The organism is Glycomyces sp. NPDC021274 (assembly GCF_040641195.1).
In the GTDB taxonomy this organism is placed as follows: domain Bacteria; phylum Actinomycetota; class Actinomycetes; order Mycobacteriales; family Micromonosporaceae; genus Glycomyces.
The window spans coordinates 616,921-632,889 of record NZ_JBFADC010000003.1; the positions used below are offsets into that span (position 1 = coordinate 616,921).

General features: G+C 71.5%; 14 protein-coding genes. 7 read left to right on the top strand and 7 right to left on the bottom strand.

What is annotated here, in order from left to right; translation table 11 throughout:
• Positions 1-27: 27 nt before the first annotated feature.
• Positions 28-534 (top strand): hypothetical protein, encoded by a 507-nt coding sequence (locus tag AB0I03_RS10525; RefSeq protein ID WP_360409744.1) that lies wholly within the window; start codon positions 28-30, stop codon positions 532-534.
• Here AB0I03_RS10525 and AB0I03_RS10530 read toward each other — a convergent pair.
• The gene (locus AB0I03_RS10530) at positions 521-1,579 is read right to left on the bottom strand and encodes a hypothetical protein (RefSeq protein WP_360409747.1); all 1,059 of its coding nucleotides are present in this window, start codon (positions 1,577-1,579) and stop codon (positions 521-523) included. The two genes, AB0I03_RS10525 and AB0I03_RS10530, sit on opposite strands and share 14 nt — an antisense overlap.
• A gap of 216 nt (positions 1,580-1,795) precedes the next feature.
• Here AB0I03_RS10530 and AB0I03_RS10535 point away from each other — a divergent pair, with 216 nt between their 5' ends.
• Positions 1,796-2,785, top strand: a complete 990-nt coding sequence (locus AB0I03_RS10535) for a heavy-metal-associated domain-containing protein (RefSeq protein WP_360409750.1) — start codon at positions 1,796-1,798, stop codon at positions 2,783-2,785.
• Positions 2,786-2,811: 26 nt separating this feature from the next.
• Complete coding sequence (locus AB0I03_RS10540; RefSeq protein ID WP_360409753.1) at positions 2,812-5,073, top strand: heavy metal translocating P-type ATPase; 2,262 nt, start codon at positions 2,812-2,814, stop codon at positions 5,071-5,073.
• Between the two features lie 105 nt (positions 5,074-5,178).
• Here the strand turns inward: AB0I03_RS10540 and AB0I03_RS10545 are convergent, their stop codons facing one another.
• Complete coding sequence (locus AB0I03_RS10545) at positions 5,179-6,093, bottom strand: NADP-dependent oxidoreductase (RefSeq protein WP_360409756.1); 915 nt, start codon at positions 6,091-6,093, stop codon at positions 5,179-5,181.
• Between the two features lie 118 nt (positions 6,094-6,211).
• Here AB0I03_RS10545 and AB0I03_RS10550 point away from each other — a divergent pair, with 118 nt between their 5' ends.
• Positions 6,212-6,661 carry a helix-turn-helix domain-containing protein gene (locus AB0I03_RS10550; protein ID WP_360409759.1) on the top strand — a complete coding sequence of 150 codons (450 nt, stop codon included), beginning with the start codon at positions 6,212-6,214 and terminating at the stop codon, positions 6,659-6,661.
• Between the two features lie 10 nt (positions 6,662-6,671).
• Here the strand turns inward: AB0I03_RS10550 and AB0I03_RS10555 are convergent, their stop codons facing one another.
• Positions 6,672-7,367 carry a haloacid dehalogenase type II gene (locus AB0I03_RS10555; RefSeq protein WP_360409762.1) on the bottom strand — a complete coding sequence of 232 codons (696 nt, stop codon included), beginning with the start codon at positions 7,365-7,367 and terminating at the stop codon, positions 6,672-6,674.
• A gap of 80 nt (positions 7,368-7,447) precedes the next feature.
• Positions 7,448-7,783, bottom strand: coding sequence for a divalent-cation tolerance protein CutA (gene cutA / locus AB0I03_RS10560; RefSeq protein WP_360409765.1), 336 nt, complete (start codon positions 7,781-7,783; stop codon positions 7,448-7,450).
• A 57-nt stretch (positions 7,784-7,840) separates the two neighbouring features.
• Between cutA and AB0I03_RS10565 the strand changes: the two genes are divergently transcribed.
• Positions 7,841-9,160 carry a replication-associated recombination protein A gene (locus AB0I03_RS10565; protein ID WP_360409768.1) on the top strand — a complete coding sequence of 440 codons (1,320 nt, stop codon included), beginning with the start codon at positions 7,841-7,843 and terminating at the stop codon, positions 9,158-9,160.
• Here the strand turns inward: AB0I03_RS10565 and AB0I03_RS10570 are convergent.
• Together AB0I03_RS10570 and AB0I03_RS10575 are read right to left on the bottom strand one after the other, a co-directional pair.
• The gene (locus AB0I03_RS10570; RefSeq protein ID WP_360409771.1) at positions 9,157-9,483 is read right to left on the bottom strand and encodes a GNAT family N-acetyltransferase; all 327 of its coding nucleotides are present in this window, start codon (positions 9,481-9,483) and stop codon (positions 9,157-9,159) included. The genes AB0I03_RS10565 and AB0I03_RS10570 overlap by 4 nt on opposite strands.
• An 84-nt stretch (positions 9,484-9,567) precedes the next feature.
• Positions 9,568-10,833 (bottom strand): glucuronoxylanase, encoded by a 1,266-nt coding sequence (locus tag AB0I03_RS10575; RefSeq protein ID WP_360409774.1) that lies wholly within the window; start codon positions 10,831-10,833, stop codon positions 9,568-9,570.
• Positions 10,834-11,037: 204 nt separating this feature from the next.
• Here AB0I03_RS10575 and AB0I03_RS10580 point away from each other — a divergent pair, with 204 nt between their 5' ends.
• Complete coding sequence (locus AB0I03_RS10580) at positions 11,038-11,811, top strand: NAD(P)-binding domain-containing protein (protein ID WP_360409777.1); 774 nt, start codon at positions 11,038-11,040, stop codon at positions 11,809-11,811.
• Positions 11,812-11,936: 125 nt separating this feature from the next.
• Positions 11,937-12,797 (top strand): hypothetical protein, encoded by an 861-nt coding sequence (locus tag AB0I03_RS10585; RefSeq protein ID WP_360409780.1) that lies wholly within the window; start codon positions 11,937-11,939, stop codon positions 12,795-12,797.
• A gap of 16 nt (positions 12,798-12,813) precedes the next feature.
• Here AB0I03_RS10585 and AB0I03_RS10590 read toward each other — a convergent pair whose 3' ends face one another.
• The gene (locus AB0I03_RS10590; protein ID WP_360409783.1) at positions 12,814-15,942 is read right to left on the bottom strand and encodes a BTAD domain-containing putative transcriptional regulator; all 3,129 of its coding nucleotides are present in this window, start codon (positions 15,940-15,942) and stop codon (positions 12,814-12,816) included.
• Positions 15,943-15,969: the final 27 nt, after the last annotated feature.

The window sequence follows — 15,969 nt, forward strand, 5'->3', positions numbered from 1 at the left end:
CGACTGTCCGCCAGGGCAAAGTGGACCTTGACCGTCGCGGCCGCATTGGTCGTCGTCTCCGTTGCCGCGGTGGTGGTCTGGTCGCAGGTCCGGGAGACCGAGCCAACGCAAGTCATCGACGATGAGGCCGGGCTGCGCTATGACATCCCGCAGAGCTGGGTGCAGGCCGGAGAAGCGGAAATGGCGGGCGAGGTCTACGCCATGTACTCGTCGGTGGCAGAAGCCCCCGGAAACGCATGGGTGCGAGTCAGGGTCTCCGGACCGGGTGCGGACGCATTGACGACGGCCAAGGGCTTCGTCGCCGCTTTCAACGGAGCCGACTGGGATTCCCCTTCGATGGTGGAGGAGGAGAGCGTCATCGACGGGCACGCCGCCACGAGGTTCTCCGACTCGGACGACGAGGGCCGCACCTGGATGGCAATGGCCATCGAGTTCGACGACCGGTGGGTCGAGGTGTCGGGAATGGCCGGCGACAATGAGCCGCACCTGATCGAGGAGCTGGAGTCGATCTACGCCTCGATCACGGTCCTGTAGCGGCGGGCCGGAACCCGGGCGCGGCCGGGTTCCGGCCCGGATGGCGGCAAAAACTCGCCGACCGAATCCGGGGTTCCACCTGGGATAAGGCCGGATCGACACCGGTGAGCGCGCGTCGTTCGACGATGCTGAGCACGCACGCCAAGGCGAGTGCGAGCCCCGCGAGCACCGACGCGAGCTGCATCAGGTTTCCGACCGGCGAGACGTCCTCGGTCAGCGACGCCCCGGAAAGCACGACCACCACCTGGTAGAGCCCCCAGCCGAACAGGCTGCCGGAGCCGACCCACGCGAGTACCGCGGCCCGCCCGAACGGCACCCGCACTGAGGGTCTGAGCATCCGGGCGGCGCCGAGCGCGGCCGAGAGGGCCGTCGCGGCCGCGATCGCCAGGTGCATTCGCTGCGAGACCTCCCACCCGGGCTCGTATGCGCCGAACGGGCTCGCGTCGCCGAACAGCCAGACCGCGTAGCCGATCGCGATGACCACCGCAGCCCCGCCGCCCCCGCGGACGAGTACCGCCTGCACGTCGTAGGTGGCGCCCTTCGCCGGTTCCGCCGGTTGGAACACATGACTCCAGCGCGCTTTCGCGTACCACCAGAACGCGGCCGCGAGGAAGATCCCCTGGAGCGCGAACGACGCCCCGACGACCGCGTACACCCACGGCTCGACCAGCCCGCCCTCGAACCGCATCGCCTGCCCGCCGCTGACCAGCCACGCGATCCCGCCAGCGGCCGCTTGCAGCACGGCGGGCACGAGCAGACCGGTCCCGATCCAAACGGGCGCCAGCAGCAGCCAGGCCGGCATCCGCGCTCCCCAGCGCCGTGTCAGCGCCGACGCGAGCACCACCACGAAGGCGTCCATGCCGAGCGTGATCGCGTTGGCGTACACGAACTCGTGCCCGGCGGCGGGGGAATCGGCCGGCACTCCGACCAGGTCGCCCGAGAGCCAGAGCACCTTGAGTGCCATATAGGGCACGGTGGCGACGACGGCACCGAGCCCGGCGAGTCTGCGCAGGAAGCGTTGCGGGGGAGGGGCATCGACCATCATGTCGTCATCGTGCCGCCCGTGGACCGCTCCGGCCTCCCTCCGCCGGGGGGCGGCGGTCCCCCGGCGGTGGGAGGCCTCACCCGCTGCCGGATTCGGTCGTGCTGCGGTGTCTCCCGCCTCACGTCGCGAACCCAAACTTGACTCTGATACCCGTAGGGGGTATAAATTCGGTTATGCGGATACCCTAAGGGGGTATCATCGGATCGGGAGGGTCTTATGAACACCGGAACACGCCTCGGCCTCTACGGCGGCGGGCTCGCAGTCCTGTTCGCGGCCGCGTTCGGCACCGCCGCGGCGGTCATGCCCGACGATGCCGCCGACGACTGGAACGACCAGGCCGAAGACGGCGGCCACGGCGGGCACGGCAGCGGCGACGGCGAGGCCGCCCCCGTCCGAGGCGTCTCCATCGAGCAGGACGGCTACCTCCTCAGCCAGGTCAGCGCCCCGACCGGGATCGGCGAGGCCGGCGAACTCGCCTTCCAGATCACCGGCGCGGACGGCGAGCCGGTCACCGACTACACCGTCTCCCACGAGAAGGAACTCCACCTCATCGTGGTCCGCACCGACGGCACCCACTTCCGCCACGTGCATCCCGAACTCGGCGCCGACGGCACCTGGTCGCTGCCCTGGACCTGGGACGCGGCCGGCTCCTACCGCGTCTACGCCGACTTCGTGCCCGAAGGCGGCGAGGACCTCACCCTGACCCGCACCGTCGAGGTCGCGGGGGACTACGGCCCCGAAATCGCCACCGAGCCCGCGCTGGTCTCGGAGGTCGACGGGTTCACCGTCACCCTCGAAGGCGACCTCAGCGCGGGCGCCTCCTCCGAGGTCACGGTCTCGGTTGCCCGCGAGGGCCGGCCCGTCACCGAGCTCGAGCCCTACCTCGGCGCGTTCGGTCACCTTGTGGCCCTTCGCGAAGGCGACCTCGCTTACCTCCACGTCCACCCCGAGGGCGAAGCGCCCCAGGCGGGCGACCTGAGCGGCCCGGACGTCACGTTCGCGACCGAGGTGCCGACCGACGGCCGGTACTTCCTGTACTTCGACTTCCAGGTCGCGGGCCAGGTGCACAGCGCGGCGTTCGTGGTCGACACGACCGAGAGCGCGAACGGCGGCGCCGAGGCCGACCCGAGCGAAGGAACCACCGAAGCGCCCGCCGAGGAGCCGTCCGAATCCGGCGAGCACGGCACCGACGACCACGGTCACTGATCCCGCACGAGAGAGGAAGGACGACCATGACCACTGCACTGCCTCCCGGCCCGGTCGACCGCATTGAACTCGAGATCGGCGGGATGACCTGCGCGTCTTGCGCGATGCGGATCGAGAAGAAGCTCAACAAGGTCGAGGGCGTCACCGCCACCGTCAACTACGCCACCGAGAAGGCCCGCATCGAGGCCCCCGCGGGCATCGACCCGGCCGAGCTCATCGCGGTCGTCGAGAAGACCGGCTACACCGCCGCGCTCCCGGCCCCGGCCGAGCCCGAGGCTTCGGACGCCGCGGAGGACGAGAAGCCCGACCCGGAACTGACGAGCCTGCGGCAGCGGCTCATCGGATCGGTCGTGCTCTCCGTACCCGTGATCGCCATGGCGATGGCCCCGGCCCTGCAGTTCGAGTACTGGCAGTGGGCGTCGCTCGCGCTGGCGTCCCCGGTGGTCCTGTGGGCGGCCTGGCCGTTCCACAAGGCGGCCTGGACCAACCTCCGCCACGGTTCGGCCACTATGGACACACTGGTGTCGGTCGGCACCCTCGCCGCGTTCGCCTGGTCGCTGTACGCCCTGTTCCTCGGCACCGCCGGGACGCCGGGCATGACCCACCCGTTCACGCTCAGCGTCGCCCCCAGCGACGGGGCCGGCAACATCTACCTCGAGGTGGCCGCGGGCGTCACCATGTTCATCCTGGCCGGACGCTACTTCGAGAAGCGCTCGAAGCGGCAGGCCGGCGCGGCCCTGCGGGCGCTGCTCCACATGGGCGCCAAGGAAGTCGCGGTGCTGCGAGGCGGCGCAGAGACGCGGATCCCGGTCGCGCAGCTGGCCGTGGGCGACGAGTTCGTGGTGCGTCCGGGCGAGAAGATCGCCACCGACGGCGTGATCGTCTCCGGCACCTCCGCAGTCGACGCCTCGATGCTCACCGGCGAATCGGTGCCCGTCGAGGTCGGTGTCGGGGACGCCGTCACCGGCGCCACGGTCAACGCCGGCGGGCGACTCGTCGTGCGGGCCACGGCGATCGGCGGCGACACGCAGCTCGCGCACATGGCGAAGCTGGTCGAGGACGCGCAGTCCGGCAAGGCCGAAGTGCAGCGGCTCGCCGACCGGGTCGCCGGGATCTTCGTCCCGATCGTCATCGCGATCGCCGTTGCGACCCTTGGGTTCTGGCTCGGTGCCGGATTCCCGACCGCGGCGGCGTTCACCGCTGCGGTGGCGGTGCTCATCATCGCGTGCCCTTGCGCTCTCGGGCTCGCGACGCCGACGGCGCTGCTGGTCGGGACCGGGCGCGGCGCGCAGATGGGCGTGCTCATCAAAGGGCCGGAGATCCTGGAGTCCACGCGTCGCGTCGACACGATCGTGCTCGACAAGACCGGGACCGTGACCACCGGCAAGATGACCCTGGTCGAGGTCCTGCCCGAGGAGGGCGTGGAGCGCGACGAACTGCTGCGGCTGGCGGGCGCTTTGGAGCACGCTTCAGAGCACCCTGTGGCGCAGGCGATCGCGAAGGCCGCCGCCGCTGAAGGCCGGCTTCCTCCCGTCGAGGACTTCAAGAACATCGAAGGCAAAGGCGTGCAGGGCGTCGTGGACGGCCACCTCGCGGTGGTCGGGCGCGCATCGCTGCTCGCGGACTGGACCCTGGAGCTGAGTGCCGAACTGGCCGAAGCGAAGGCGTCGGCCGAGGCCGAGGGCAAGACCGCCGTCGCGGTCGGCTGGGACGGCGAGGCGCGCGGCGTGCTCATCGTGGCCGACACGGTGAAGCCGACCAGCGCCGAGGCGATCGAGCAGTTCAAGGCGCTCGGGCTGACGCCGGTGCTGCTGACCGGCGACAACCAGGCCGTCGCCGAGCGGATCGCGGCGGAGGTGGGCATCGACGAGGTCATCGCCGAGGTCATGCCGCAGGACAAGGTGGACCAGGTGGCGCGGCTGCAGGCCGAGGGGCGGGTCGTGGCGATGGTCGGCGACGGTGTGAACGACGCGGCGGCGCTCGCCAAGGCCGACCTCGGTCTCGCGATGGGCACCGGGACGGACGTGGCGATCGAGGCCGCCGACCTGACGCTGGTGCGCGGGGACCTGCGGTCGGCGGCGGACGCGATCCGCTTGTCGCGCAGGACGCTCGGCACGATCAAGGGGAACCTGTTCTGGGCCTTCGCCTACAACGTGGCGGCGATTCCGCTTGCGGCGCTGGGGCTGCTGAACCCGATGCTCGCAGGTGCCGCGATGGCGTTCTCGAGCGTGTTCGTGGTCGGGAACAGCCTGCGGCTGCGGTCGTTCAAGAGCGGCGCGCGCGACTGACCTGGCCCGGGAAGTCACTGGACGCACAGTCCGGCCCGGTCCGCCGAGGCGATGCCCGGCGAGCCGGGCCGTCATGGGTCTCCAGCCTCTCGGCTGCTGCGCCGCTCAGGGCTGGAGGACGTAGCGGCCGCGCAGTCCGGCCTGCTCAGTGGCCTTGTAGGCCTCGGCCGCCCGGCTCAGCGGCAGGACCGCGTGCACCCGGGTGGGCAGGCCGCCGGACGCGGCGAGGTCCAGGAGCCGGCCCAGGCGTGCGGGGGCGGGCTCGACCATCAGCGTCCGCACCGTGATCCCGCGTTCGACCTCAGGCACGATGTTGGGGCGGACGCCGACGAAGGTGCCGCCGTCGCGGACCGGGGCCAGGCCCCACTGCTGCTGCGAAGAGGTGTCGACGACCGCGTCCCAGCCCGGCGCAGCCTCGGTGGCGAAGTCGGCGCCGAGGCTGCGCACGAAGTCCTCGTCGGCGGCGCGGGCCAGGCCCGTCACCCGCCAGCCGCGCTCGATCGCCAGCGCGACCACGTTCGCGCCGATGGCGCCGGCGGCACCGGTGACCAGGAGTCGGTTCTCGTCGGGCGCGTCGCCGAGCAGGTCGACGATCTGCGCGGCGCTCAGTCCGCTGAGCGGCACGGTCGACGCCGAGGCCAGGTCGAGTCCCTCAGGGACCGGGGCGACGTCGGCGGCATCGACGATGAGGCGTTCGGCGAAGGTGCCGAAGTCGCGGTCGAAGCCGACCACGACGCCGGCGACGCGGGTCCCGGGGGCGAGGTCGGTGCCGGGTCCGGCGGCGTCGACGGTGCCGGCGAAGTCCCAGCCCAGGCCCGTGTGGTGGGGTTGGTCGATGAGGCCCATGGTGTGGAAGAAGCCGCCCACGACGCCGAGGTCGGTGGGGTTGACGGGCGCGGCGGCGACGGCGACCCGGATCTGCCCGGGGCCGGGGTCGGTGAGGGGGACGTCGATGATCTCGATCGAGTCGGGTCCGTTCGGGGTGCGGACGACGGCGGCACGGTAGGTGGTCGTGTTCATGGCTTCGCTCCTGGTGTGCAGGTGTCGTGCTTGACAACTTCACTATGGAGGAGTAACTCTCTATTGGGAAGTAGGCACTTCAGAGTGCGTAACCCACCCCAGGGTGAGAGGAGAGCTCATGAGCACGATGACGGCGGGCCAGAAAAGGGAAGCGGCGCAGTCGAAGTACAACGCGTACCTGGCCGCCTGCCCCAGCCGCCAACTGCTGAGCCGGATCTCCGACAAATGGGTCGCGCTGGTGCTGGCCGCACTGGGCGGCGACGGCCCGCACGCCGATCACGCCGGCGAGCTGCGGCCGATGCGGTACTCGGAGCTGGCACGGCGGCTGGCCGGGGTCAGCCAGAAGATGCTCACCCAGACGCTGCGCTCCCTCGAGCGCGACGGCCTGGTCACGCGGACGGTCACGCCGACCGTGCCCACGACGGTGACCTACGGGCTGACCGAGCTCGGTCTCTCGCTGCACGAGCTGATGCGCGGCGTCAAGGGCTGGGCCGAGTCGCATATGGACGAAGTGCTCGCCCGCCGCGAGGACTACGACGCCCGCACCGCTGACGACGGCGTCAAGTAGACGAGGCCGGTCACGCTCCGGCCACGAGGGCCGCGGTAAGGGCCTCGAGGCCGTCGAAGTGGCCGTCGAAGGTGTCCGTGTCCTTCGGCGGGTCGCCGACCGACCTGCCGATATAGGCCGTCCGCATCCCGACCGCCTGTGCCCCGCGCAGGTCCCAGGCGTGGGCCGCGACCATCAGGACGCGCTCGGGCGCGCACCCGGCGGCGTCGAGGGCGAGCCGGTACACCTCGGGGGCGGGCTTGTACGCGCCCGCGAGCTCGCTCGAGAGCGCCAGATGGAACCGCAGCCCCGCGAAGGCGTTGAGCCGCAGCAGCGCCGAGAGGCCGGCGTTCGAGAGCCCGATGACCGGGAAGTGCCACGAGAGGCGCTCCAGCCCGGAGACCGTGTCCTCCCAGGGCACGAGACGCTGCCCGGCCTTCGCGAGCCTCGCGATGACCGCCGCGTCGGCGATCCCGGCCCGATCGGCCACGAGCTGCGCGGCCTCGGCGTCGATGACCGCAGTGTCGGCGTACGCGCGCTCGCCCCGGGCGATGCGCGTCTGCTCGGTCTCGACATGCCGCTGCCACAAGGTGACCGACTCGTCGACGGTGGCCTGCTCGGCGTCCGACAGCGCTTCGCGGACCGCCGCCCCGATGCCGTCCGGTTCGTCGACCAGCGTGCCGAGCACGTCGAAGACGACCACGTCGATGTCGCGGATCTCGGTCATGAATGCCCCCATCCGTTTCGGAGGTGCCGATCCTGCCAAATGCCGCCGTATCGGTCAAGCGCGGCGGCCGTAAGCCGAGCCTATGCCGCTTCGTCCGGTGCCCTGGTCGATTCGAGGACCCACGCCCGGTAGTCGGGGTCGGCGTGCGCGATGAGATGGGCGAGCACGCACGGCACCTCATAGGGGTGCGCCTCGCGCACGGCCCGGATGATCTCCGGGACCAGCGACTCGCGGGTGTGCAGCATGGCGCGGGCCTCGGGCTCGTCGTGCACCCGCCCTTCCCACCGGTAGATCGAGCGGATCTCCGCGATGTGCTGGGCGCACGCGGCCAGGCGCGCCTCCACCAGTCGCCGCGTGCACTCGCGGAGCCAGGCGGCGTCGGGTCCGGTGATCACCACTTCGCAGAGAGCGTCCACAGGCGGCATCCTCTCACGTTCGCACCGTATGTCATACCCCGGCGATACGGTGGTGACATGAGTGAACCGGCGCCCGCATTGCCGCTCTTCGGGGACGAACCGCCCAGGCCCCTCGCCGACCGGCTGCGCCCGCGCACGCTCGCCGAGGTCGTCGGCCAGGACCACCTGCTGGCCCCTGACGCGCCGCTCGGACGCATGGTCGCGCGCGGCAAACCCGTGTCCACGATCCTCTGGGGCCCGCCCGGATGCGGCAAGACCACGATCGCGCGGCTCCTCGCCGAGGAGACCGACCTCGCGTTCGAACCGCTCTCGGCCGTGTTCTCCGGCGTCGCCGACCTGCGGAAGATCTTCGCCGCCGCGCGGCAGCGCCGCGAGATGGGCCAGGGCACCCTCCTGTTCGTCGACGAGATCCACCGGTTCAACCGCGCCCAGCAGGACGGCTTCCTGCCGTACGTCGAGGACGGCACGATCATCCTCGTCGGCGCCACCACCGAGAACCCCAGCTTCGAGCTCAACGGCGCGCTCCTCTCCCGCTGCCAGGTGTTCGTGCTCCACCGCCTCGACACCGCCGCGCTCGAGACGCTGCTGGCCCGCGCCGAGGAGGAAGTGCGGCCCGTGCCGCTGGACGAGCAGGCGCGCGGGTCGCTCGTGGCGATGGCCGACGGCGACGGCCGGTACCTGCTCAACATGGTCGAGCAACTGCAGGAACTCCCGGAAGGCACACCGCCGCTCGACACGACCGCCCTCGCCGAGGCCATCCAGAAGCGCGCGCCGCTCTACGACAAGACCCAGGAGAGCCACTACAACCTCATCTCGGCCCTGCACAAGTCCATGCGCGGCTCCGACCCCGACGCCGCCCTGTACTGGCTCGCGCGGATGCTCGACGGCGGCGAGGACCCGCTGTTCATCGCGCGCCGCATCGTGCGGTTCGCCAACGAGGACATCGGGATCGCCGACCCGCAGGCCGTGCAGCAGGCGCTGGCGGCGTGGGACGTGTACGAGCGGCTGGGTTCGCCGGAAGGGGAGCTGGCGATCGCACAGGCCGTCGTCTACCTCGCGACCGCACCGAAGTCGATCGCGGTCTACCGCGGTTTCGGGGAGGCCGTGCGCGCCGCGAAGCAGACCGGTTCGCTCGCCCCGCCCCCGCACATACTCAACGCGCCGACCCGCCTGATGAAGGAGATCGGCTACGGCAAGGGCTACCAGTACGACCCCGACAGCGAGGACGGCTTCTCGGGCGCGGACTACTTCCCCGAGGGCATGGACCGGCAGCGCTTCTACCGGCCGACCCGCAACGGCAACGAGGCGCGCGTCGGCGAGCGGCTCGAGCGGTGGGCCGAGCTGCGCGCCGAGAAGCGGGACCCCGACACCCCTTAGGTCTCTTCGCCGAGGCGGATCGCCTTCTCGTGCACCATGTCGGCGTGTTCGGGGTGGCGTTCGAGCCAGCCCGCGATGAACGGGTCGGCCGGTTCGATGCGCTTGCCGGCCTTGCGCGCCGCGTCGATCGCGAACCGCGCGAGCGCGGCGCCGATGCCCTTGTTCTGGAGCTCCTCGGGAACTTCGGTGCGGGCGAGCATGGTCGTGTCGTCGTGGTGGCGGTATTCGGTGTACCCGACCAGTTCGCCGTCGACCCGCGCCTCGTAGCGGCTCAGGTCGGGCGCGTCGGTGACGTGGACGGTGAGGCCCTCCTGCACGGCCATGGGTCCTCCTTCGGCTGGGCGGGCGCCCGCGCGGACGCCCGCTTCGAGACGGTGGAGTACCCCTCCGGGCCGGTTCTCACCCGGCTAGTTGATGACGAACGTGCGGATGCTGCGCGCCGGGAGCTGCGCGCCGAAGGACCCGTTGGTCATGGTGGGGGAGGCGGAGGCCGCGAGGGTGTTGTTCGCGTCCGTCACCCAGGTCGCGACGGTGGCGTTGCCGCCGCCTTTGACGGTGAACGGGAAGTACGCCGCCGAGGCGTTCTTGTTGATGGCGACGATGACGATCCTGGCGCCGCTCTTGAACGCGGTGATGTAGACGTTCGACTGGGGGTTCGCGGTGGCCGTGATCCGCTGGTAGCCCGGGCGCACCCACTTGGAGAAGTGGGCCATGTTGGCGCCGCGCTTGCTGATCCGGCCGTCCTCGCGCATCGGCCCGTAGCTGCGGCGGATGTACCACCACACGTAGGTCTGGAAGCGGCCGTACACGAGCGCGCGGTGCATGTGCTCGCCGGTGTCGAGGGCGCCGGGCCACAGGTCGGCCGAGTCGCTGCTGTTGGGGTGGTAGACCTCGGTCATCCAGAGCCCCTTCCCGCCGCCCTTCTGCTGGAAGAGCGGGTACGGGAGGTCGGCGTTCTGGGTGCCGTAGAGGTGGGCGCCGATGATGTCGACGTTGCCGAGGGCCTGCGGGTCGTTGAGGATCGGGTCGGAGATGTTCTTGCGGTACTGGAACGACTCGGGCGCGATCACGCGTGTGCCGATGGCGCCGGCGTTCTCGCGGCAGAAGCGGAGGATCTCCTGGGGCGTCCAGGCGGTCCAGTCGTGCGCGTAGTCGGGCTCGTTCTGGATGGAGATGCCGTACAGGTCGACGCCGTTGCTCGCCATGAACTGGTCGAAGTCATTGAGGTGCTGGACGTAGGCGGCGTACTTGTCGTAGCGCAGGCGCTTGCCGCCCGAGAACGTCTCGGTCATCGACGCCGGGGGGTTCCAGGGCGAGGCGAAGACCTTGGCGCCGAGGGCGATCGCGCGCTGGGCGGTGGCGACTTCGCGGCTCCAGTTGGCGCGGTCCTCGTGGACGGGGATGCGCAGGATGCTGAAGCCGAGCTGGCCGCTGCCGTTGCCGAACGCGGTGTCGCGCTGGGCGGCGGTGAGGTCGGCGATCCAGACGGCGTGGTTCATGCCGCCGAACCCCTCGATGGTCTGCTGCACCGTCCCGGGTTCGACGACGATGGTCGTCTGGGCGGCGGCGGGCGAGGCGGCGGCGAGTACCGGGAGTGCCGCGCCTGCGGTGATGAGGGACCGCCGCTTCAGCTTCGCCTTGGCGGTCGGGGGCTGGTTCGGGTGGTGCTCCATTGCTCCTCCTGGTGGCGAGAACGCCCTGGAAATACCGGGGACAACGTTTGCCACAATCAGGATAAATTCGTCCGATTGCAGTGTCAATCCTGCTCAGCCACTAATTAATATTGAATGGCTTCAATGTTGAAGGCCGAGGGTTTCGCTTCGGCCTCGCCCGGCCCGCGGTGCACTAGCCTCAAGACCGACACGAAGGAGCACCCAGTGGAACGCATCGGATTCATCGGCGTGGGCGAGATCAGCAGCGCCATGGTCGAAGGCCTCAGCCGCGGCGTCGAAGCGCCGCCGCCGATCAGCCTCTCCCCCCGGGGCGCGGCCACCGCCGCCGCACTGGCCGAGCGGTACCCGAACGTCCAGGTCCGCGCGAGCAACCAGGAGGTCGCCGACCACGCCGACCTCCTGGTCCTCGCCGTGCGCCGCGCCGACCGGCACGAGGCCCTCGCCGGCCTCCGGATCGGCCCCGAGGCCACGATCGTCAACGTCATCCCCGGTGTCCCCCAAGCGGAACTGCGCGAGATCCTGCGCACCGAAGCGGACATCGTGGCCGCCATCCCGCTCCCCACCGTGCGCGAGCGGCAGTCCGTCACCGTCACCTACCCGGCCCATCCGGTGGCCGACGCGCTCTTCGACCGGCTCGGCGGCGCCCAGCCCGTCGCCGACCAGACCGCGTACAACGTCTGCTCCTCCCTCGCGAGCACGCTGAGCACCCACTACGCCTACCTCGCCGCCCTCACTGAATGGGCCGTGCGGCACGGCGTCCCGAGCGAAGCCGCCGACCGGTACGTGCGCAGCCTCTTCCAAGGCGTCGGCCGCTCGCTCGGCGACGAGTCCCGCCCGCTCGGCCGCCTCGCCGCCGAGCACGAGACGCCCGGCGGCAGCAACGAGCGCATCCGCACCACCTGGTTCGACACCGCCAACGCCGCGGCCCTGCAGGCCGCTCTCAACGGGCTCCTCGCCGACCTCGAACAACCGCAGTGACCAGCGGAAACGCTGCGCGCTGAGGGGTGTCAGGGGCGGTGTCAGGCCGGAGCAAGGCCGGTGACAGGACGCGGGGCCATCGTTAGGGCATCACACCAGCGACCCGCACCGAAAGAGGCACCGAGATGCAGACCTTCACCACCCCCGCCCCCATCACCGCCGCCGTCGACATCGTCCTCGGGGACATCCGCTTCACTGCCGCCGACCGCGACACCACGGTCGTCGAGGTCGCCCCGATCGACCCCGGCCGCGCCCTCGACGTCGAGGCCGCCGCCAAGGTCAACGTCGAGTTCGAAGCCGGGCGCCTGCGCGTCTGGCAGCCCAAGCTGCGCACGGCGTTCAGCCGCAAGTTCGGTTCCGTGCGCGTCACCGTGCAGCTCCCGACCGGCTCGAACGTGCAGGGCGACACCGCCGACGGCGAGTACGTCGTCCAAGGGTCGGTCGGCGCCTGCCGCCTCAAGAACGCCATCGGCGACATCAAAGTCGCCCAGGCCGCCGAGGTGCGGCTGGCCACCAGCGCCGGCCGGATCGCGGTCGACCAGGTCCACGGCAGGGCCGACATCAGCGGCAGCGGCGACATCCGCGCGGCCCGCATCGGCGGCGAGGCGACGGTGAAGAACATCGGCGGGAACACCTGGATCGGCGAAGCCGCAGGGAATCTGCGGGTCAGCTCCTCCCAAGGACCCATCACCGTTGACCTCGCGCACGCCGAGGTGTGGGCCAAGACCGCGATCGGCGAGATCCGCATCGGCGAGGCCGTCGCCGGGCCGGTCGACCTGCACTCGGCGGTCGGCAGGCTCGAGGTCGGCGTGCCCGAGGGCACCGGCGTGCGGCTCGACGCGAAGACGCCCACAGGCCTGGTGCGCGACGAGTCGCCGCACGCCGGGACCGTCCGTCAGATCGCGGTCAAGGCCCGCACGAGCGGCGGCGACATCACCGTCCGCAGTGTCGCCTCCGAGACCGGCCATTCCCAGCGGGCGGCGTGAGTGCCGTTGCGGCCCTTCACGAACCGAGGACGGCCTCCGCCAGTTCCTTCCAATCCGCTTCCCGCCCTGCGCGCATCGCCTCGTCGAACGCCGTTTCGCCGAGGCGATGCCGCGTCTCCTCGGCGATCCGGGTGTAGTCGGGCTGCGAGTGGTCCCGGGTGCCGCGCACGGCGTCGCCGGCCGCGAGCAGCCGCACTGCGGCGGCGTCGTCGCCTTGGCGCGCAGCGAGATCGGCGATGCCGGTGAGTGCTTGGGCGATCATCGGCGGGTGGCCGAGCTTCACGGCCGCCGCGAAGGCCGCGCGGCGGTGCGCGCGGGACTCGGCCAGGTCCTCGGCGAGGTGGGCGCGCAGGTCGAGCACCATGAACTCGATGCCCGCACTGCCCCCGCCGGGCCGGGCCCGGACGGCCGCGACCTGCTCGCGGGCTTCGTCGGCGTCGCCGCGCCAGCGCGCCAGGTGCGCTTTCGCCAGCGCCAGTTCGGCGGCGGTGTCGGGCCAGGCGATGCCGTCGGCCGCGAGTTCGGCGGCGGTCATGGCGGCCGCGCTCGCGCGCTCGTCGCCGAGCAGCCAGTACAGCTGCGCCTGGCGGGCGCGCACGGTGACCACTTCTTCCCGGGCGCCGAGTTCGGCTTCGGCCGCGGCGGCCTCGTCGTAGGTGCGGCAGGCTTCGGCGAGGTCGCCGCGCGTGGCGAAGCGTTCGGCGCGGAAGGCCTGCGCCTGCGAGATGCCCCAGCGGTCGCCGAGGGCGCGGAACTCGGCGAGCGCGGTGGCGAGTTCGTCGTCGGCGTCGGTCTCGTCGCTGCCGATGGAGAGCCGCAGCCAGCAGCGTGAGAGGCGGGCCTGGGCGCGCACCCACGGGTCGTCGCCTTCGACGAGGGGGTCGAACGCGGAGAGGAAGTCGTCGGGGGCTTTCAGCATGCGGTACAGCGGTTCGGTGAAGCCGAGCAGCGGGTGGCGGGAGCCGCTGCGCTGCGCGAGGTCGTGTCCGCGCTCGATCCACTCCTGCGCCTGGAACTGGTCGCCGCCAGCGCCTGCGGTGAGGAAGATCGTGACGGCGGTGCAGGCGAGGGCCTGCACTTCGTCGGGCACGTCGTCGCCGGGGAGCGAGGCGGCTGCGAGGCTCAGCTCGACGCCTTCGGCTTTGCGGCCGGAGAGGTACCAGTACCAGGCGGTGGATCCGGCGAGGGCCATCGCGTCGGTGGACCAGCCGTCCGCGATGGCCTCGCGGAGGGCGCCGATGAGGTTGTCGTGCTCGGTTTCGAGCACGGCCAGCCACTTGAGCTGGTCGGCGCCGCGCAGGAGCGGGTCGGCGGTCGCGGCGAGCGCGATGAGGTGGGCGAGGCGGGCTCGGCGGGCCGCTTCGGTGCCGCCGGCCTCCTCGAGCCTCTGGGCCGCGTATTCGCGGATGGTGCTGAGCATCCGGTAGCGGGGTTCGTCGTCGCCGTACGCGACGAGCAGGGATTTCTCGGTGAGTGCGGTGAGCAGGTCGAGCGCGTACTCGCCTTCTGGGCAGACCCGTTCGGCCGCTTCGAGGCTCACGCCGCCGGTGAACACGGCGAGGTTCTGGAGGAGTTCGCGTTCGGCCTCGTTGAGGAGGTCCCAGCTCCAGTCGACGACGGCGCGGAGGGTGCGGTGGTGGGCCATCGCGGTGCGGCTGCCGCCGGTGAGGAGCTGGAAGCGGTCGTCGATGCGGTCGGCGAGCTGGTCGACGGACATGGTGCGCAGGCGGGCGGCGGCGAGTTCGATGGCGAGTGGCATGCCGTCGAGCGCCCGGCAAATGCGGGCCATAGTGGACAGTGTGGCTTCGTCGCCGCCGACGTTGCGGCGCACGGCCTCGGCCCGGTCGCGCAGGAGCCGCACGGCCGGAGAGGCGGCGGCCTCCTGCGGGCTCGCGTCCTCGGCGGGCAGCGCGAGCGGTTCGACCTGCCAGAGGGCCTCGCCGGTGATGCCGAGCGGTTCGCGGCTGGTGCTGATGATGCGCAAGGACCGGCATTCGCCGAGGAGCCGGTCGGTGAACGCCGAGACCTCCTCGATCACGTGCTCGCAGTTGTCGAGGACGAGGAGCATCACGCGGTCGCGGATCGCGGCCACGAGCCGGTCGGTCGCGTCGCCGCCGCCCTGCTGGTCGCGCAGGCCGATCGCGGTCAGGACCGCTTGCGCCAGTTCGCCTCCGGCGCCGACTGCGCCGCCTGCACTGACAGTGGCGAGTTCGACGAGCCAGGCGCCGTCGGGCAGGTCGCCGAGCATCGTCCGCGCCGTCTCGACGGCGAGGCGGGTCTTGCCGGCGCCGCCGGGGCCGTGGAGGGTGACGAGGCGGTGCCGGGACGCCAGGTCGGCGACGAGCGCCACCTCCGACTCCTTGCCCACGAACGCGGTCAGCTCGGAGCGGAGGTTCGTGCGGCGGTTCTCGGTGCGCCCGCCGAGCTCCCCGCGCAGCACCGCGATGTTCAGGGCCGAGAGCTCGGCGGAGGGGTCGACGCCCAGTTCCTCGCCGAGGCGTTCGGCGAGCTGCTGATAGGCCGTGAGCGCCTCCGCGCCGCGGCCGGCCTCGGCGAGCGCCCGCATCAGGGCCGCCACGAAGCCTTCGCGCATCGGGTACCGGGCCACCAGGTCCGTGAGCTCGGTGACGAGGTCCGCGCCCCGCCCCAGCCGCACCTCCGCGTCGACGCGGTCGCCCAGGACCGCGACGTACCGGTCGTTCAAGCCCACCACCACCGAGTCGAACGCCTTGCTGCCCAGGAGGGAGATGCCCTCGAGAGCGGTGCCCCGCCACAGGTCCAGGGCCGCACGCAACAGCGCGACCTTCTCGGCGTCCTCGGCGTTGCGGGCCCGCGCGACGAGATCCTCGAAGCGGCTCACGTCCACCGCCTCGGGCTCGACCGCCAGCAGGTACCCGCCCGACTTCGACTCGACCACGCCCTTCGGCAGGGCCTTGCGCAAGCGGGACACCAAGACCTGCAAGGCGTTCGCCTCATCGGCAGGCGGCTCGTCGCCCCAGATCCAGTCGACCAGGCGCGCCCGCGGCACGATCCGGCCCGGCTCCAGCGCCAGCGCCGCGAGCAGCGCCCGCGACCGCGCCCCCGGGACCTCCAAGGCCGCATCGCCTACGTGGACTTGAAACGCGCCGAGCAATCCGATTCTCACCGGCCCATCTTGCCGCATCAGCACGCC